The sequence below is a fragment of the Martelella sp. K41-7 genome, assembly GCF_055808365.1.
In genome coordinates this window covers 2,342,574-2,360,205 of record NZ_CM147867.1, presented here as the reverse complement: position 1 = coordinate 2,360,205, position 17,632 = coordinate 2,342,574, and the positions used below count along the sequence as shown (strand labels likewise).

The following is a 17,632-nucleotide window of genomic DNA, read 5'->3' as shown; positions in this document are numbered from 1 at the left end:
CTCATCCGTCGCACTGTTTCCTTTTTTGCCGGAATGTTAAGATGATGGACGTGAAATGAAGCTGCCGCGGCCGCATTAAGGGAGAGGTTCATGACAAACACTGAAACAAAAGACAAGGACGGCCAGAGCTTCGGGACCGATGGCATTGCACCGATGGAGCGTCCGAGTGCGGTGACGCGGTTTTTCATGGGCCTCGTCAACTGGGCCGAAAAGCTCAATCTCAAACATGCCATCCACGGCAATCCCCCGGTCTATGACAATGCGACCTTCCCATGGTCGAAGGAAATCGAGGCGGCAGCGCCCGCCATCCGCGCCGAACTCGACAAGGTGCTGGTACGCCAGAGCGAACTGCCGAGTTTCCAGGATATCTCGACTGACGTGAAGACGATCTCCGATGACAATCACTGGAAGACCTTCTTCCTTCTCGGTTATGGGCTGAAATCGGAACAGAACATCAAGGCCTGCCCGAACACCTGGGAGGCGATGCAGAAAATCCCGGGGCTGACGACTGTGATGTTCTCGATCTTCGAGCCCGGCAAGCACCTGCCGGCCCATCGCGGCCCTTATAACGGCGTACTCAGGCTGCATCTCGGCATGATCGTGCCGGAGGCCGGTCCGGATGAACTGGCGATCCGGGTCAAGGACCAGATCTGCCACTGGGAAGAGGGCAAGGTGCTGATTTTCGATGATGCCTATGAGCACGAGGCCTGGAACCACACCGACAAGACCCGCGTGGTACTGTTCGTCGATTTCGTCAAGCCGACGCGCTTTCCCGCCCGCTTCGTCAACTGGATATTGATGAACATGGCGATCTTCACGCCCTTCATTCGCGAAGGTCTCGACAACCACAAGGACTGGGAAAAGAAGTTCTACGCCGAGGCAGAGGCGCTGCGAAACAGGCCTTAGCAATCACCTCTGGCGGCAGTCTTCCACCCCACCTACGTCAAATGACGTATGTGGGCTTGGCTATCCCTCAACGATAGTTGTCGCAGGCGTTCTTTGACGGACGCCGCGATTTCAAAACGCCGTTCAGGCGACAATTCGTTGAGGGGAATAACATGAATTTCAAAAAGGCATTTACCGGCGCGGCGCTTCTGGCGGCGCTGACCGCTTCGACGGCGACCGGCGCGCTGGCGCAGGAAGACACGATCAAGGTCGGCATCCTGCACTCGCTGTCCGGCACTATGGCGATTTCGGAGACGACGCTGAAGGACGCCATGCTGATGCTCATCGAAGAGCAGAACGAAAAGGGCGGTCTTCTCGGCAAGCAGCTTGAAGCCGTGGTTGTCGATCCGGCCTCCGACTGGCCGCTGTTCGCCGAAAAGGCGCGTGAGCTCATCGAAGGCGACGGCGTTTCGGCGGTATTCGGCTGCTGGACCTCGGTTTCGCGTAAATCGGTTCTGCCGGTGTTCGAAGAACTCAACAGCATCTTGTTCTATCCCGTCCAGTATGAGGGCGAGGAAAGCCAGCGCAACGTGTTCTACACTGGTGCCGCGCCGAACCAGCAGGCCATTCCCGCCGTTGATTATCTGATGGAGAATGAAGGTGTCGAGCGCTGGGTTCTTGCCGGCACTGACTATGTCTATCCGCGCACGACCAACAAGGTTCTTGAAGCCTATCTGAAGGATCATGGCGTCGCCGAAGAAGACATCATGATCAACTACACGCCGTTCGGCTTCTCCGACTGGCAGACGATTGTTTCCGACATCAAGAATTTCGGCTCGGAAGGCAAGAAGACCGCCGTGGTCTCCACCATTAATGGTGATGCCAACGTCCCGTTCTACAAGGAACTGGCCAACCAGGGCATCGAAGCTTCCGATATTCCGGTCGTTGCATTCTCGGTCGGTGAGGAAGAGCTTGCCGGTCTCGACACTACGCCGCTGGTCGGGCATTTGGCCGCCTGGAACTACTTCCAGTCCGTCGATACCGATGCCAACTACGAGTTTATCGACGCCTGGCATGCCTATACCGGCGACGACACCCGCGTGACCAACGACCCGATGGAAGCCCATTACATCGGCTTCAACATGTGGGTCGACGCTGTTGAGAAGGCCGGCACCACCGATCCTGATGCCGTCATCGATGCGCTTGTCGGCGTTGCCGTGCCGAACCTGTCAGGCGGCTATTCGGCGATGATGCCGAACCACCACATCACCAAGCCGGTTCTGATCGGCGAAATTCAGGATGATGGCCAGTTCGACATTGTTTACGAAACGCCCGGTCTCGTCGCTGGTGACGCGTGGTCCGACTACCTGCCGGATTCGAAGAACCTGATCGCCGACTGGCGCGCTCCGATGTCGTGCGGCAACTTCAACGTCGAAACCGGCCAGTGCGGCGGTATGGCCGCCGAATAAGAACCGCAACTCGACGCCCGGCGCATTTTGCGCCGGGTGAACAGGGGGACGGTTCTTTGCGAGGCAGGGACCGTCGATGTTGGGGGCGCACATGTCCACTTTTTTCTATCGCGCTATTTAAGAACACTCTTATTACCTGCATTTTTGATACTGACATGTGCGTCCTCGCATGCCCGCGCCGCTGATGATGTCGGCGCGCTGATCGACCGGTTCGCAGACGCACGCAATTTCACCCAGACGGAAGAGATCGTTCAGGCGCTGGCGGCCACCGGTGACCCTGCCGTTATTCCGGTGCTTGAGATCCTGTCGGACGGCGATCTCTATTATCGCGAAGATGACGGCAAGGTGTTCATCACCGCCGATGCCGACTCCCGCCGCGACCTGCTGCTGATTGATCCGCTGACCGGTGAAGAGGTTGGTGAGCTTTCCAAGCGCGATCTCGAAAAGATCAAGGTCAACAACAATCTGCGCAGTTCCATCAATGCCGCACTGGCTGGGATGACGTTGATGAGTCCCGACCGCGCTGTGCGGCTCTCGGCTGCCCGCTCGATGATGGATGCGCCGAGCGAAGACAATCTGGCGCTCATCGAAGAGGCGCTTGCCGCAGAAGAGGACGGCGAGATCGAGGCCGCGCTTCGAAAGGCCCGTGCTGTTTCCATTCTCAATTCCGACCGTGGCATCGAGGCCAAGGCGGCTGCAATCGAGGATATCGCCGCCATCGGCGGCCGCGATGCAATCTCCATCCTGCTATCGGCGCGCGGTTCGCTCGATCCTGAACTGCAGGACGAGGTCGATGCCGCGCAAGCGAAGATTGAAAAGCGCCTTGCCTTCTGGGATGTCGCGCAGAATGTCTGGTACGGCCTGTCGCTCGGCTCAGTCCTGCTCTTGGCGGCCATCGGCCTTGCCATCACCTTCGGCGTCATGGGGGTGATCAATATGGCGCATGGCGAGATGGTGATGCTCGGCGCCTATTCCACCTTTATGGTGCAGGAAGTAATCCGCACTTCCTATCCCGGCATGTTCGACTGGTCTCTGGCGATTGCGCTGCCGGTTGCCTTCCTGATCACCGGCGCCGTCGGATTGGTGATCGAACGCGGCGTCATCCGTTTTCTTTACGGGCGGCCGCTTGAGACGCTGCTTGCCACCTGGGGTGTGTCGCTGATCCTGCAGCAGGCGGTGCGCACCATTTTCGGACCGACCAATCGCGAGGTCGGCAACCCGTCCTGGATGTCCGGGGCGTTTGATGTCGGCGGGCTGGTCATCACTTGGTCAAGGCTCTGGATCGTGGTGTTCTCGCTCGCCGTCTTTTTGGGCTTGTTGATGCTCATGAAGCGCTCCGCCTTCGGCCTGCAGATGCGCGCTGTGACCCAGAACCGGCGTATGGCTGCCTCCATGGGCATCCGCACGCCCTGGGTCGACGCCTTCACCTTCGCGCTCGGTTCGGGTGTTGCAGGGCTTGCCGGTGTCGCTCTTTCGCAGATCGACAATGTCTCGCCCAATCTCGGCCAGTCCTACATCATCGACAGTTTCATGGTGGTGGTGTTCGGCGGTGTCGGCAATCTCTGGGGCACATTCGTCGGGGCCTTCTCGCTCGGTATCCTCAACAAGTTCCTGGAGCCCTATGCCGGTGCCGTTCTCGGCAAGATCCTGGTGCTCGTTTTCATCATCCTGTTCATCCAGAAACGGCCGCGCGGTCTGTTCGCACTCAAGGGAAGGGCGGTTGAAGCATGATTACGGCCTATGTTCTCCGCTCGCTCGACCGCAGGGTTTCCATCGCGATTGCCATTCTCTTCGGCATCGCCCTGCTGGTGCCGGTCTTGAACCTCGTCATCCCGGCGGCAAGCCCGTTTCATTTGCCGACCTACATGGTCTCGCTGTTCGGCAAATATCTCTGCTATGCGCTTCTGGCGCTTTCGCTTGATCTCGTCTGGGGTTTTTGCGGCATTCTCTCGCTCGGCCACGGCGCGTTCTTCGCGCTCGGCGGTTATGCGATGGGCATGTATCTGATGCGCCAGATCGGCTCGCGCGGTGTCTATGGTGATCCGGTGCTGCCGGACTTCATGGTGTTCCTCAATTATCAGGAATTGCCATGGTTCTGGCACGGCTTCGATATGTTCTGGTTTGCCATGCTGATGGTGCTTCTGGTGCCCGGTGCGCTTGCCTTTGCCTTCGGCTGGTTCGCCTTTCGCTCGAGGGTGAACGGCGTTTACCTCTCGATCATCACCCAGGCGATGACCTATGCGCTGCTTCTGGCCTTCTTCCGCAACGATATGGGGTTTGGCGGCAATAACGGGCTGACGGACTTCAAGGACATTCTCGGTTTTTCGGTGCAGGCAGGCGGCACGCGCGCGGCTCTGTTCGCGGCGTCAGCGATCTTCCTGGCCATCGGGCTGTTCATCGCCTCGGCCATTGTCCGCTCCAAATCCGGCAAGGTTCTGGTTGGTGTGCGTGATGCGGAAAGCCGGGTGCGTTTTCTGGGCTATCGGGTGGAAAACTACAAGCTGTTTACCTTTGTGACCTCGGCGATGATGGCAGGCGTTGCCGGTGCGCTGTATGTGCCGCAGGTCGGCATCATCAATCCGGGTGAATTCGCTCCGGCCAATTCGATCGAGGTGGTCATCTGGACGGCTGTCGGCGGGCGAGCAACGCTGATCGGCCCGATCATCGGTGCCATTCTGGTCAATGGCGGCAAGACCATTTTTACCGGGCTTTTCCCTGCCTATTGGCTGTTCGCGCTCGGCGGCCTATTCGTTGCCGTCACCCTGTTCCTGCCCAAGGGCATTGTCGGAACGATCTCCGACCGGTTCAAGAAAAAGGGCAAAGGTGTCAGCGAGCGCAACGAACGTTCCGAAGAGGCCGAGGCCGGCATGGATGTAGTTCCGAGCAAGGAGGGTGCCCGATGAGCCCGAGTGAAAAACGCGCCAAAAGCCTGCTCTATCTCGACAATGTCTCGGTCTCCTTCGACGGGTTCAAGGCGCTGAACAGCCTCTCTTTCGTGATCGAGCCCGGCGAGTTGCGCGCCGTGATCGGCCCGAACGGGGCGGGCAAGACCACGATGATGGATATCATCACCGGCAAGACCCGGCCAGATACCGGCGAGGTGTTCTTCTCCGACACCATCGACCTGACCAAACGGGATGAGGCGGATATCGCCCAGCTCGGCATTGGCCGCAAATTCCAGAAGCCGACGGTGTTTGAAAGCCACACGGTCTGGGACAATCTGGAACTGGCGCTCAACCGCAAGCGCGGCGTATTCTCGACCCTGTTCTACCGGCTCACCAGCGAGGACCGGATCCGAATCGCGGAAATTCTGGAAACCATCCGCATGACCGCGCGCAAGGACGAGCTTGCCGCCAACCTCTCCCACGGCCAGAAACAATGGCTCGAGATCGGCATGCTGCTGGCGCAGGAGCCGAAGCTTCTTCTGGTCGATGAGCCGGTGGCCGGGATGACTGACGCGGAAACTGTGGAAACCGCCCGTCTGTTGCGCGAGATCGCCAAGACCCGCGCCGTTGTCGTGGTGGAGCACGATATGGGCTTCGTCCGCGATCTCGGCGTCAAGGTCACCTGTCTGGCTGAAGGCTCGGTGCTGGCAGAAGGCTCAATCGACTTCGTGTCCAATGACCAGAAGGTCATTGAAAACTATCTGGGGCGGTGAGGGACACCATGCTGACAATCGAAAATGTCAATCTGCATTATGGTGCCGCTCAGGCGCTGCGCGATGTGAGCCTTTCCGCCGAGATGGGAAAGATCACCTGCGTTCTGGGGCGAAACGGTGTCGGAAAGTCGTCTCTGCTCAGGGCTGTGACCGGGCAGCACCCGATTTCCGGCGGCGCCATTACCTTTCAGGACCAGAGGCTTGACGGTCTGGCGCCCTATGGCCGGGCAAAGCGCGGTGTCGGCTATGTTCCGCAGGGGCGGGAAATCTTCCCGCTTCTGACGGTGAAGGAAAACCTCGAAACCGGGTTTGCCCCCTGGCTTCTGCAGAGCGCACCATTCCTGATGATATTTTCAGCCTGTTTCCTGTGCTGCAGACAATGCTGTCGCGTCGTGGCGGCGACCTTTCCGGCGGGCAGCAACAGCAGTTGGCCATCGGTCGCGCCATGGTCACCCGCCCGAAAATCCTGGTGCTGGATGAGCCGACCGAAGGTATTCAGCCATCGATCATCAAGGATATCGGCAGGGCGATCCGATACTTAAGGGATTCCACCGGTATGGCCATTCTGCTGGTCGAGCAGTATCTCGATTTCTGCCGCGAACTGGCCGACAAGGTCTACATCATGGATCGCGGCGTCATCGTTCATGAAGGCCCCGCCGAAACCCTCGATACCGAAGAAGCGCGTCGCCACCTGACCGTCTGATGCTTCCGCACGCATCCTGCGGATAAAATGTGCGTCTGGGCAAAACATATGCTGCTATTGTGTCCACGAAACCGGGGCGCTTGAGACTCGGATGTCTCGGGATTCAACGAAAGACAAAATTCATTTCAACGGCGGCACGAAACTTGCTTTTCTTTGGTTGATAAAGAAAACGAGGTCAAACAAATGTGCGGTGCGAGAAAATGTGGCTCGAACAAAACGCCCTGGCGGGCGGAGTGGATGTGTTGATAGCGGACATGCCGGGACGAGCGCAGCGAACATTCGGTAAGGGCGAAGTCCGGGCCAAGTTTTCGGTCGGAAAAACACGGCTGGACGCGTTCTATCAGGAGGGTGCGGCCAAAATCCGTATCCCCGAGAGCTTTGACGGTTCGATGGAGGCCGTGCTGATCAACACCTCCGGCGGGCTGACCGGTGGCGACCGGCTGCAATGGGCGATGACAGCCGAGGCCGGCACGACGCTGACCGTGACCACGCAGGCGTGTGAGAAGATCTACAAATCTGACAGCGGCCCGGCGATGATTGACAGCGAATTGCGGGTCGAAGATGGAGCCAGGCTCGACTGGCTGCCGCAGGAAACCATTATGTTCGACGATGCTTCGCTGCATCGCCGGCTTGATGTCGATCTTGCAGAAAATGCGGAGTTTCTGGCGATCGAAGCCGTGCTTCTCGGCCGCAAGGCCATGGGAGAGGCGGTGCAGCGTGGTCAGTTTCGTGACCGCTGGCGGGTGCGTCGGCAAGGCACCCTTATCCATGCGGAAGACGTGCGCATGACGGGTGATATCGAAAACCTGGTGTCGCAAACGGCAGTGCTTGGCGGCGATGTCGCTTTCGCCACACTGCTTTACTGCGGGCCGCGCACTGAGGCGCTGTTGCCCAAAGTGCGCGAGGCGCTGGGTAATTCCGCCGGTGGTGCCAGCGAATGGAACGGCAAGCTCGTCGCCCGTGTGGTCGCGCCCGATGGCTATCAGTTGAGAAAAAGCCTTATTCCCGCTCTTAGGGTCTTGCGGGACGGCGAAAATCTGCCGAAAGTCTGGCATCTATGAAATCTGCAAGCTGTGACAGCAAGAGAGTGACGCATGAACCTGACGCCGCGTGAAAAGGACAAACTGCTGATTTCCATGGCCGCCATGGTGGCGCGCCGCAGGCTGGAACGGGGCGTCAAGCTCAACTGGCCGGAATCGATTGCGCTGATTACCGATTATGTGGTCGAGGGCGCGCGTGACGGCCGGCCGGTGGCTGAGCTGATGGAAGCCGGCGCCCATGTGCTGACCCGTGACCAGGTGATGGAAGGCGTGCCGGAGATGATCCACGACGTGCAGGTGGAAGCAACCTTCCCCGACGGCACCAAGCTGGTAACCGTGCACGAGCCGATCAGGTGAGGAGAACAGATATGATCCCCGGTGAAATGATCGTCGCAGAGGGCGAAATCGAAATCAATGCGGGTCTGCCGACCGTGACGCTGACGGTTTCCAATACCGGTGACCGGCCGGTGCAGGTGGGTAGTCACTACCACTTTTTCGAAACAAATCCGGCGCTCACCTTCGAGCGTGACAAGGCGCGTGGCATGCGGCTTGATATTGCCGCAGGCACGGCGGTGCGCTTCGAGCCCGGCCAGACCCGCGATGTGACGCTGGTGCCGTTTGCCGGCAACCGCAATGTCTACGGTTTCCGGCAGGAAATCATGGGCAAGCTCTGAACCTGAATGCGCCGGTCCCGCGCTGTTTGCGCGCGGAAAAGTCAATTTGTCTCACGGGGAGTGATCCATGCCCTTCAAAATGTCCCGCCAGTCCTATGCCTCGATGTTCGGGCCGACCACGGGTGACAAGGTGCGCCTTGCCGATACGGAACTGTTCGTCGAGGTGGAGAAGGACTTCACCCGCTATGGCGATGAAGTGAAGTTCGGCGGCGGCAAGGTCATCCGCGACGGCATGGGGCAGAGCCAGGCAAGCCGTGCGGAAGGCGCGGTGGATACGGTGATGACCAATGCGCTGATCATCGACCACTGGGGCATCGTCAAGGCTGATATCGGCATCAAGGACGGCCGCATCTCGGCGATCGGCAAGGCCGGTAACCCGGATACGCAGGCAGGCGTTGATATTATCGTCGGTCCCGGCACCGAGGTGATTGCAGCCGATGGCAAAATCATCACGGCTGGCGGTATGGACGCCCATATCCACTTCATCTGCCCGCAGCAGATCGAGGAAGCGCTGATGAGCGGCCTCACCTGCATGCTCGGCGGCGGCACCGGTCCCGCCCACGGAACGCTCGCCACCACCTGCACGCCCGGCCCGTGGCATATCGAGCGGATGATACAGGCGGCCGATGCCTTTCCGATGAACCTCGCCTTTTCCGGCAAGGGCAATGCCTCGCTGCCCGGCGCGCTGGAAGAACAGGTTCTCGGAGGCGCGGCGGCGCTGAAGCTGCATGAGGACTGGGGCACGACGCCGGCGGCGATCGACAATTGCCTGTCCGTTGCCGACAAATACGACGTTCAGGTGATGATCCATACCGACACGCTGAACGAGTCGGGCTTCGTGGAAGATACGGTCAATGCCTTCAAGGGCCGCACCATCCATGCCTTCCACACCGAAGGTGCTGGCGGCGGCCATGCACCGGACATTATCAAGATTTGCGGCTTGTCGAACGTCATTCCGTCTTCGACAAACCCGACGCGACCCTATACCCAGAACACGATTTCCGAGCATCTCGACATGCTGATGGTCTGCCATCACCTGTCGCCGTCGATCCCGGAAGACATCGCCTTCGCCGAAAGCCGGATCCGCAAGGAAACCATTGCCGCGGAAGACATCCTGCACGATATCGGTGCGTTCTCGATCATCTCGTCCGACAGTCAGGCCATGGGCCGCGTCGGCGAGGTGATCATCCGCACCTGGCAGACCGCCGACAAGATGAAGCGCCAGCGTGGACCCTTGCCACAGGAAACAGGCCAGAACGACAATTATCGGGTGAAGCGTTATATCGCCAAATACACCATCAACCCGGCGATTGCGCACGGCCTCAGCCATGAAATCGGTTCGGTCGAAGTCGGAAAACGCGCCGATCTGGTGATGTGGTCGCCGGCTCTTTTCGGCGTCAAACCGGATATGATGATCATCGGCGGCACGATCGCCGCCGCCCAGATGGGTGATCCGAACGCCTCGATCCCGACGCCGCAGCCGATGCATTACCGCTATATGTTCGGCGCTTATGGCAAGTCGCGCACCAATTCCTCCGTCACTTTCGTTTCGGAAGCTTCACTCGATGCCGGCCTGTCGCACAAGCTCGGCGTCGCCAAGCAGCTTCTACCGGTGAAAAACACCCGCGGCGGCATCTCCAAGGCTTCGATGGTGCACAATTCGGCGACACCGGAAATCTCCGTCGATCCGGAAACTTATGAGGTGCGGGCCGATGGCGAATTGCTGACCTGCGAGCCGGCGGACGTGCTGCCAATGGCGCAGCGGTATTTTCTGTTCTAGAGCTGTTAAACACCTTCTGCGAGGCTTTAGAATGACTGCTTGGGAATTATTCATACCCGCCTGTTTCGCGCTCAATTGCGCGCCGGGGCCCAACAATATGCTGGCCTTTTCCAACGGGGCGCGGCTTGGCGCGGTGCGTGGGCTTCTGGGCGGCATGGGGCGGATGCCGGCCTTTACCTTTCTGATTGCAATCACGGTGGCGGGGCTTGGAACCATTCTGGCAGCGTCCGCCACTGCGTTTATGGTGATCAAGCTGGTTGGCGCGGTCTATCTGGTCTATGTCGGAATTCAGATCCTGCTGAAGGCGCGTGCGCTTGCCGAGATGCAAGCGCTTGATACCAGCATAACCGCCCTGATGCGGCGCGATTTCTCGATTGCCATCACCAATCCAAAGGCGATCGCGATCTTCACGGCCTTCTTCCCGCAGTTCATCGTGGAAGGTGCGCCGATCTGGCCGCAGTTGACCGCTATGGGGTTGGCCTTTTTGGTCATGGAGGTTCTGGCTGTCTGCTTCTATGTCGCAGGCGGCGTTGTTCTCGGGAAATTCATCACCTCGAACCGCGTGTTCGTGCAGCTCAACCGGCTGGTCGGCGGTGCGCTGATCTTTGCCGGCGGATCGATGGCATTGTCACGTCACTAGCGGCGGTCCGATTCCAACATTTGGTTCCCCTCGCTGTGACCTCATCAGCAAATGTTGGAATCATAGGGATCACTGGCAAATATATGTTTTCTAGTGGAATTTTAGGATTTGATATTTGATGGACGAGGTCGCTGAAACGGGACTCGAATGTCAAATTCATTCCACTGGAGCTATTTGTGTTGGCTGCGCCTGAATGACGCAGTGATGTGGGGTTGAATCGTCGAGCGCAGCTATCACCTATACAACAGAGGCGGAGCTGGCACAGCTATGCAGACAGTGCATGGCAGCCATTACATTGGAATAATTCTAATGTTGTGGGTTTATTCCAATTTGAAATTTGATAAAATCCGTCAACGTTTTTCGAACGAATTCCTCCCAAGGGTTCAAGACAACAGGAGATTGAGATGATCGGCCGTAAAGTCCCGAACGTAACCTTCCGCACGCGTGTTCGCGATGAGAGCATTGAGGGTCCGAATCCGTTCCGCTGGCAGGACACCACCTCGGACGATTACTTCAAGGGCAAACGAGTGATTCTGTTTTCGCTGCCAGGCGCCTTTACCCCAACTTGCTCGACCTACCAGCTGCCTGATTTTGAAAAGCTCTTTGGCGAGTTCCAGGCGCAAGGCATCGACGACATCTACTGTATGTCGGTCAACGATGCTTTTGTTATGAACGCCTGGGCCAAGGGCCAGAAACTTGAGAACGTCAAGGTCATTCCGGATGGCTCCGGCGAGTTTACCCGCAAGATGGGCATGCTGGTCAACAAGGACAATCTTGGCTTCGGCATGCGCTCATGGCGTTACGCTGCTGTCATCAATGATGGTGTCGTCGAGAAGTGGTTCGAGGAAGAAGGCTTCTCCGACCTCTGCGAGACCGATCCATACGACGTTTCCTCACCACAGAATATCCTTGAGAATATCAAGGGCGAAGCCAAGGCGGCTTGAGGCATTTCAGGTCAATGCACTGAAGGGCGGTCGGTTTTCCGGTCGCCTTTTTCATGGGCTTTATTCAAACACGATCCGCGGAAAATAGAACGACACCACCCAGTTGGGTGCGTCGACAATCTCGCTGATTTTCAGATCGCCGCAGACGGAACACAGCATATAGGCATCCACCGGATCGAGATTGCGGGTTCTGCCCAGATGCTCGATCATGTTGGAGACAGCCTCCCGCGCAGCTTGCATCAGGTCTGGACCGATGCCGGTGGTCACTTCGTAGCCCGCAGCGTCGAGATGGCGCGAAATCGGGCCGGGCGCCGAGAAATGCGGTGTTTTCGGCGCGGCATCCCTGATGACTTCGACCGTGACCGAAACATCCATGGCGCTTTCGATCGCTGTCCCGCAGACCTCGCCATCACCCTGGGCCGCGTGTGTGTCGCCGATGGATAGCAGCGCGCCGTCGACCTCGACGGGCAGGTAAAGCGTCGTGCCGGCTGCGATGTCGCGAATATCCATATTGCCGCCCACCCGGCGTGGCGGGATCACCGAATGATTGCCGGGCTCGGCCATCGCCACCCCGATCGTGCCGATGAAGGGCCTGAGCGGAATGCGCGCCAGCGGGTTGAAGACGGCCGGCGTGGCGATATCAGTTTCGTAATCCCAGAGCTTCAGTTTCGGTTCGTCAAACTGGTCAGCCAGCAGGCCGAAGCCGGGAATGATCGCCGTCCAGCCAAAGCCGGAGGGGGCGAATTCGTTGATCGTGAGTTTCAGCGCATCGCCGGGCTTTGCACCTTCGACGTAAAGCGGGCCGGTCAGCGGGTTGGCCTTGCTTGGCTCCGCTGTCAGGATGTCGGCGGCCACGCTTTCAGGGCCGTAATGCCCGTTTCCGGCATCCCGGCAGGAAAACGCGATGGTTTCGCCGGAACGCGCGAAGTGAACCGGTTCGATTGAGCGGTCCCAGCCGAGATGGCCCTCATGGTCGTGGATCGTATGCGCGCATTTCATGATTGTCGCTCTCCGCTGTCACTTCGTCGGGTCATCTTTTCCGTCGCGCTGGTTCCGCATCGCGTTGAGGCGCGCCCTTTCCAGCATGTAAGCCTCTGCCTCCGCCATATGTTCCGCCATGATGGCTCGGGCCTTTTCGCTGTCCCTGGCGCGGATCGCCTTGATCAGCTCGATCTGGTAGAAAATACCGGTTTCGCGCAGGCCCGGATTGGGTTCCTGATAGATGGCGCGGCAAGCCGGCAGATCGCGCAACAGGTTCAGCAACAGACCGCAGGTGAAGCCCAGAACCGGGTTTTGCGCATGGCGCGCCAGTTCGGCATGGAAATCCAGCTCGGCGAGCCTCTGGACATATTCCTGTTCCGCCGTTTCTGCCTGCCCTTCATAAAGCCTGATCTTGTCCTGCAGCGTTTTGGTGGCACCCGACGGCAGGTGCAGTGCTGCATCGGCGGCAAGCTGCGGCTCGAGTGTCTTGCGCAGCGCGTAGATATCGGCAATCGAAGGCGGGGCCTGGAGAAACAGGCTGGTGACAGTCTGGATCGCTTCGGCGGGCTGGACAGCGCGGATGAAGATGCCGCCGCCGGGGCCGGTCTTTGATGCGATCAGGCCCTGGAATTCGAGTATCTTCAAGGCTTCCCGCACCGTGCCGCGGGAAGCGCGCAGGAAACCGGGTCCGAGCCATTCCGCTGGCATGCGGTCGCCGGGTTTGAGGTCCGCATCGATCATGCGTTCACGCAACATATCGGCGATGACATCGGGCCGTTTGCGTTTCTTCTCCGCCAAAGGCGGGCCGAAGGCCTGCCGGCTTTCAAGACTGGGATTGCTCATGCCGTCCTTTTCGTCATCGGGTAAAAGCAGGCGGCCTTGTGGCCTGCTTCGCCCATCGCCTCGTCGATCGGCGGAACAGAGCGCTGGCATTGCTCCGTTCCGTTGGGACACCGGGCGAAGAACGCGCAGCCCGGCGGAGGATTATAGGGGTCCGGCAGTTCGGCCTCCCGATCACCGCCGGAAACGGCCTTTCTGCCGGGCGCCGGGGCGGAATTCAACAGAAGATGTGTATAGGGGTGGAGCGCCCCGGAAAATACAGAATCGCGTGTTCCCAGTTCAACGATGCGCCCGAAATACATCACTGCCACCCTGTCGGAGATCGATTCCACCACCGAAAGATCATGGCTGATGAACAGATATGTGAGCCCGAACCGCGCTTTGAGGTCATCGAGAATATTCAGCACCTGCGCCTGCACCGAGACATCGAGCGCTGACACCGGCTCATCCAGCACGATCACCTCCGGATTGGCAGCGAGCGCGCGGGCAATGCCGATGCGCTGGGCCTGGCCACCGGAAAACTCATGCGGGTAGCGATCGAGAAACTCCGGCGCCAGATTGACGGCGTTCATCAGTTCCTCAAGCCGCGTCTCCCGTTCGGCCTTCTTCAGGCCGAGAAGGTGAATGAGCGGGGCTTCCAGAATTGTGCGGACCCGCTTTCTCGGATTGAGCGAGGAAACCGGGTCCTGAAACACATACTGCACCTGACGGGCCAATGCGCGCGGGTTCTTCCGGGCTTCTTCGGCAAGGTCCTTGCCCTCGAATGTGATCGTGCCGCCCGTCGGGATATCAAGACCGGAGAGAAGCCGGGCGAGTGTGGATTTGCCACAGCCGCTCTCGCCGACAATGCCGAGCGTCTCGCCTTTCTTGACGTCTATGGAGACATCCTGCACCGCATGGACGGCCGGGAGCTTCTTGCCGAACAGCGTCTTGCCGCCGCCGAAAGTACGCTCGGCACGATCGATCGCAATCAATACGTCATCAGCCATCGGCGTTCTCCCGGTTGAGCGGATGCAGGCAGCGCACGCCGCGTTCTTCGCCAAGCGCTGTCATGGCAATATCGCCCTTGCGACAGTCCTCCTGAACGAAGGGACAGCGGTCCGCGAAGGCGCAGCCGTCCGGCAGGTTGTTGACCACGGGAGGGCGGCCCTCAATGGCGTCAAGCCGGCGGTCCGGCTCGCCAAGCACTGGCACGCATTCGATCAGTTTGGACGTATAGGGGTGGGCGGGGCGTTCAAGGATTTCCTCGGTGGTGCCGGTCTCGACGATGCGTCCGGCATACATCACCGCCACCCGGTCGCAGATGGCAGAGACCACGCCAAAATCATGGGTGATGAACAGGATCGCGGTATCGCGCTGCTTGCGCAGCCCGTGCATCAGTTCGAGGATCTGCGCCTGCACGGTGACATCGAGCGCTGTCGTTGGTTCGTCGGCGATGATCACCTTGGCGTCGTTGGCAAGTGCCATGGCAATCGAGATGCGCTGGCGCATGCCGCCGGAAAGTTCGTGCGGAAAGGCCTTCAACCGCTCGGGCGCATTGGGGATGCGAACCGATTCCAGAAGTGCTGCCGCCTTCTCGCGCGCCTTCTTTTTCGAGAGCGGCTGGTGTGCCTGAATGGCCTCGACCAACTGATCGCCGACGGTGAACAGCGGATGCAGTGTGGAAAGCGGATCCTGAAACACATGGGAGACAGCGCCGCCGCGCAACTGACGAATGCGCTCATCACTTGCGGCAAACAGGTCCTCATTGTCGAGCCATGCCGCGCCGCCGGCAATGCGTCCGGGCGGCGTCGGCACCAGCCCCATCAGCGACATTGCGGTGACTGATTTACCGGAGCCCGATTCGCCGACAAGGCCGACGCATTCGCCCTGGCGCATATGTATGTCGATGCCGCCGACAGCCTTGTAGATGCTGCCGCCGATATGGAATTCGGTGCGCATGTCCTGAACGTCCAGAACCGTTCCCGGCTTCTGGCCGCGTGCGGGCGTATCTTCGCGTTTGACGGCGGTGCGTGCGCCGGGCCGGGCCAGCGCGCCGGATTTCAGCCGGGGATCGAGCACGTCGCGAATACCGTCGCCGAGAAGATTGATGCTCATCACCAGAGCAAAGATCATCAGCCCCGGAACCATGGAGACGTAGGCATCGGTGAACAACACCTTGCGGCCGTCGCCGAGCATCGAACCGAGATCGGCCTGGGGCGGCTGGGCGCCAAGGCCCAGAAACGAAAGCCCGGCGGTTTCCAGGATCATCCAGCCGATGGTGGTCGACATGGTGATGATGATCACCGGCAGCACGTTCGGCAGCACTTCGCCGAACAGGATCGCAAAATGCGATTTGCCGGACAATCGCGCTGCGTCAACAAACTCCCGCCGCGAAAGGCCGAGCGTCATGCCGCGAATGTTTCTGGCGAAGAAGGGGATATTGACGACCGCTATGGCGTAAAGCGCGTTCAGCAGGCCGGGGCCGAGCACGGCCACAATGGCGAGCGCCAGCAGGATATAGGGAAAGGCCATGACCATATCGATGCCGCGCATCAGGATATTGTCGGTGCGGCCACCGGCATAGCCCGCCACAAGCCCGATCAGCGAGCCGAAAAAGGCTGCAATCAAGGTGGCTGAAACGCCGACGGCAAGGCTGACGCGGGTGCCCCAGATGAGGCGTGACAGCAGATCGCGGCCAAGCGCATCGGTGCCCAGCAGATGGCCGTCGGTCAGCGGTGGCGAAAGGCGCACGGAGGGATCCGTCACATTCGGCGGCTGCAACGGCAGGATCGGCGCCAGAAGCGCGATCACGATGATGATGGCAAAGACGATCAGTCCGCCGGTTGCCAGTGTGTTGTTGAGAAGCAGCTTGAGGGCGCTCGGTCGACCGCTCTTTTTCGCCGGCTTGGCGGGGGCGGTGTTTGCAGAGGCATCTGTCATCAGCGCAACCTCGGGTCAAGCATGGTCTGGACGACATCGGCGACCAGATTGAACAGCACATAGGCTGCAGCGACGATCAGAACCCCGCCCTGAACCGTCAGCAGGTCACGGGTGGAAATCGCGGTCACCAGCATCGAGCCGATGCCGGGCCACTGGAACACGGTCTCGATATAGACCGCGCCGCCGAGCACGAAACCGGCCTGTATGCCGAGCACGGGAATGACGGAAACAAGCGCGGCCTTGAAGGCGTGGCGCATGATCACGCGGCGCTCCTTCAGCCCCTTGGCGCGGGCGGTGCGGATGTAATCTTGCCGCAGCACCTCCAGCATAGAGGTGCGCGTCAGCCGCGCCACAACGCCGGTTGCTACCACGGAAAGCGTGAAGGCCGGCAGGATCAGGTGTTTCAGAAGGTCTATCGGGCCGCCTCCGCCATAGATCGCATACATGCCGCTGGCGGGCAGCCATTGCAGCTTGACGGCAAATAGCAGGATCAGCAGCAGACCAAGCCAGAACGAGGGAATGGAAATGCCGATCAGCACAAACAAGGTGACCAGCTTGTCGGTCGCGCCGTACTGGCGCACCGCCGAGACGATACCGGCAAGCAGACCGAGAACGGAACACAGAACAAGCGAGGTGCCGGCGAGGATCAGGGTATTGCCAAAACGCTCGGTGATGATGTCGATGACCGGCCGGTTCTGGGTATAGGAGCGGCCGAAATCGCCCTGGAGAATATTGCCGAGCCAGATGAAATATTGCTGAACCAGCGGCTTGTCGAGACCAAGCGCCCGGTTGACGCGGTCGACATTTTCCGGCGTCGCATAAGACCCCAGAATGGCCGTTGCCGGATCGCCGGGGATCATCGCCATGATGGCGAAGACGATCACGGTCAGGCCCAGAAGGACCGGGATGACGGTCAAGAGCCGCCGCAGGATATATTGGGCCATGACGTGTTCTCCGTGTGAAAGCGCTTGCGCGGAACAGGAGGATATCGAGGCCGCCGAAACCGTTGCCCCACCCTCTGCGCCACCCTCGGGTCAAGTCCGAGGATGACGACGAATGGGGGAAGGTCACATAACAACAGCGCCAGACAAGAACT

Annotated in this window: 16 protein-coding genes and 1 pseudogene; 12 read left to right on the top strand and 5 right to left on the bottom strand. The window is 59.6% G+C overall.

Annotated elements, in window-relative coordinates; translation table 11 throughout:
• Positions 1-90 precede the first annotated feature (90 nt).
• The 12 genes and pseudogenes from olsC (at position 91) to AC0L7L_RS11170 (ending at position 11,793) form a co-directional block, all read left to right on the top strand.
• Positions 91-906 (top strand): ornithine lipid ester-linked acyl 2-hydroxylase OlsC, encoded by an 816-nt coding sequence (gene olsC / locus AC0L7L_RS11225; RefSeq protein ID WP_473509042.1) that lies wholly within the window; start codon positions 91-93, stop codon positions 904-906.
• A gap of 152 nt (positions 907-1,058) precedes the next feature.
• The gene (gene urtA / locus AC0L7L_RS11220) at positions 1,059-2,354 is read left to right on the top strand and encodes an urea ABC transporter substrate-binding protein (protein WP_473509040.1); all 1,296 of its coding nucleotides are present in this window, start codon (positions 1,059-1,061) and stop codon (positions 2,352-2,354) included.
• A 144-nt stretch (positions 2,355-2,498) separates the two neighbouring features.
• Complete coding sequence (urtB, locus tag AC0L7L_RS11215) at positions 2,499-4,085, top strand: urea ABC transporter permease subunit UrtB (RefSeq protein WP_473509038.1); 1,587 nt, start codon at positions 2,499-2,501, stop codon at positions 4,083-4,085.
• Positions 4,082-5,257 (top strand): urea ABC transporter permease subunit UrtC, encoded by a 1,176-nt coding sequence (gene urtC, locus AC0L7L_RS11210; protein WP_272211992.1) that lies wholly within the window; start codon positions 4,082-4,084, stop codon positions 5,255-5,257. The genes urtB and urtC overlap by 4 nt, the downstream gene beginning before the upstream one ends.
• Positions 5,254-6,012 carry an urea ABC transporter ATP-binding protein UrtD gene (gene urtD, locus AC0L7L_RS11205; RefSeq protein ID WP_272211991.1) on the top strand — a complete coding sequence of 253 codons (759 nt, stop codon included), beginning with the start codon at positions 5,254-5,256 and terminating at the stop codon, positions 6,010-6,012. The genes urtC and urtD overlap by 4 nt, the downstream gene beginning before the upstream one ends.
• An 8-nt stretch (positions 6,013-6,020) precedes the next feature.
• Positions 6,021-6,715, top strand: a pseudogene (gene urtE, locus AC0L7L_RS11200) (urea ABC transporter ATP-binding subunit UrtE).
• Between the two features lie 239 nt (positions 6,716-6,954).
• A complete protein-coding gene (locus tag AC0L7L_RS11195) occupies positions 6,955-7,776 on the top strand; it encodes an urease accessory protein UreD (protein WP_473513891.1) in 822 nt (273 codons plus the stop codon).
• 33 nt (positions 7,777-7,809) lie between these two features.
• On the top strand, positions 7,810-8,112 hold the full coding sequence (locus tag AC0L7L_RS11190; RefSeq protein ID WP_272211989.1) for an urease subunit gamma: 303 nt from the start codon (positions 7,810-7,812) through the stop codon (positions 8,110-8,112).
• 11 nt (positions 8,113-8,123) lie between these two features.
• Positions 8,124-8,429 (top strand): urease subunit beta, encoded by a 306-nt coding sequence (locus tag AC0L7L_RS11185; RefSeq protein WP_272211988.1) that lies wholly within the window; start codon positions 8,124-8,126, stop codon positions 8,427-8,429.
• 67 nt (positions 8,430-8,496) lie between these two features.
• The gene (ureC, locus tag AC0L7L_RS11180; protein WP_272211987.1) at positions 8,497-10,209 is read left to right on the top strand and encodes an urease subunit alpha; all 1,713 of its coding nucleotides are present in this window, start codon (positions 8,497-8,499) and stop codon (positions 10,207-10,209) included.
• Between the two features lie 31 nt (positions 10,210-10,240).
• Positions 10,241-10,849: a LysE family translocator gene (locus AC0L7L_RS11175; RefSeq protein ID WP_473509035.1), complete on the top strand. Its 609-nt coding sequence runs from the start codon at positions 10,241-10,243 to the stop codon at positions 10,847-10,849.
• A 404-nt stretch (positions 10,850-11,253) separates the two neighbouring features.
• Entirely contained in the window at positions 11,254-11,793 is a 540-nt protein-coding gene (locus AC0L7L_RS11170; RefSeq protein WP_272211985.1) for a peroxiredoxin, read from the top strand.
• A gap of 60 nt (positions 11,794-11,853) precedes the next feature.
• Here AC0L7L_RS11170 and AC0L7L_RS11165 read toward each other — a convergent pair whose 3' ends face one another.
• The 5 genes from AC0L7L_RS11165 to AC0L7L_RS11145 are packed head-to-tail and all read right to left on the bottom strand — an operon-like array spanning position 11,854 to position 17,480.
• Positions 11,854-12,792 (bottom strand): acetamidase/formamidase family protein, encoded by a 939-nt coding sequence (locus tag AC0L7L_RS11165; protein WP_473509033.1) that lies wholly within the window; start codon positions 12,790-12,792, stop codon positions 11,854-11,856.
• Positions 12,793-12,810: 18 nt separating this feature from the next.
• Positions 12,811-13,617, bottom strand: a complete 807-nt coding sequence (locus AC0L7L_RS11160; RefSeq protein WP_473509031.1) for a FadR/GntR family transcriptional regulator — start codon at positions 13,615-13,617, stop codon at positions 12,811-12,813.
• Positions 13,614-14,603 (bottom strand): ABC transporter ATP-binding protein, encoded by a 990-nt coding sequence (locus tag AC0L7L_RS11155; RefSeq protein ID WP_272211981.1) that lies wholly within the window; start codon positions 14,601-14,603, stop codon positions 13,614-13,616. The genes AC0L7L_RS11160 and AC0L7L_RS11155 overlap by 4 nt, the downstream gene beginning before the upstream one ends.
• On the bottom strand, positions 14,596-16,536 hold the full coding sequence (locus tag AC0L7L_RS11150) for a dipeptide/oligopeptide/nickel ABC transporter permease/ATP-binding protein (protein WP_473509029.1): 1,941 nt from the start codon (positions 16,534-16,536) through the stop codon (positions 14,596-14,598). Before AC0L7L_RS11150 ends, AC0L7L_RS11155 begins: the two co-directional genes overlap by 8 nt.
• On the bottom strand, positions 16,536-17,480 hold the full coding sequence (locus AC0L7L_RS11145) for an ABC transporter permease (protein WP_272211980.1): 945 nt from the start codon (positions 17,478-17,480) through the stop codon (positions 16,536-16,538). The genes AC0L7L_RS11150 and AC0L7L_RS11145 overlap by 1 nt, the downstream gene beginning before the upstream one ends.
• Positions 17,481-17,632 lie beyond the last annotated feature (152 nt).

Bases quoted from the DNA above. Each gene is read 5' to 3' on its own strand.
- olsC (WP_473509042.1), top strand. From the start codon at position 91: ATGACAAACACTGAAACAAAAGACAAGGACGGCCAGAGCTTCGGGACC.
- urtA (WP_473509040.1), top strand. From the start codon at position 1,059: ATGAATTTCAAAAAGGCATTTACCGGCGCGGCGCTTCTGGCGGCGCTG.
- urtC (WP_272211992.1), top strand. From the start codon at position 4,082: ATGATTACGGCCTATGTTCTCCGCTCGCTCGACCGCAGGGTTTCCATC.
- urtD (WP_272211991.1), top strand. From the start codon at position 5,254: ATGAGCCCGAGTGAAAAACGCGCCAAAAGCCTGCTCTATCTCGACAAT.
- AC0L7L_RS11190 (WP_272211989.1), top strand. From the start codon at position 7,810: ATGAACCTGACGCCGCGTGAAAAGGACAAACTGCTGATTTCCATGGCC.
- AC0L7L_RS11185 (WP_272211988.1), top strand. From the start codon at position 8,124: ATGATCCCCGGTGAAATGATCGTCGCAGAGGGCGAAATCGAAATCAAT.
- ureC (WP_272211987.1), top strand. From the start codon at position 8,497: ATGCCCTTCAAAATGTCCCGCCAGTCCTATGCCTCGATGTTCGGGCCG.
- AC0L7L_RS11175 (WP_473509035.1), top strand. From the start codon at position 10,241: ATGACTGCTTGGGAATTATTCATACCCGCCTGTTTCGCGCTCAATTGC.
- AC0L7L_RS11170 (WP_272211985.1), top strand. From the start codon at position 11,254: ATGATCGGCCGTAAAGTCCCGAACGTAACCTTCCGCACGCGTGTTCGC.
- AC0L7L_RS11165 (WP_473509033.1), bottom strand. From the start codon at position 12,792: ATGAAATGCGCGCATACGATCCACGACCATGAGGGCCATCTCGGCTGG.
- AC0L7L_RS11160 (WP_473509031.1), bottom strand. From the start codon at position 13,617: ATGAGCAATCCCAGTCTTGAAAGCCGGCAGGCCTTCGGCCCGCCTTTG.
- AC0L7L_RS11155 (WP_272211981.1), bottom strand. From the start codon at position 14,603: ATGGCTGATGACGTATTGATTGCGATCGATCGTGCCGAGCGTACTTTC.
- AC0L7L_RS11150 (WP_473509029.1), bottom strand. From the start codon at position 16,536: ATGACAGATGCCTCTGCAAACACCGCCCCCGCCAAGCCGGCGAAAAAG.
- AC0L7L_RS11145 (WP_272211980.1), bottom strand. From the start codon at position 17,480: ATGGCCCAATATATCCTGCGGCGGCTCTTGACCGTCATCCCGGTCCTT.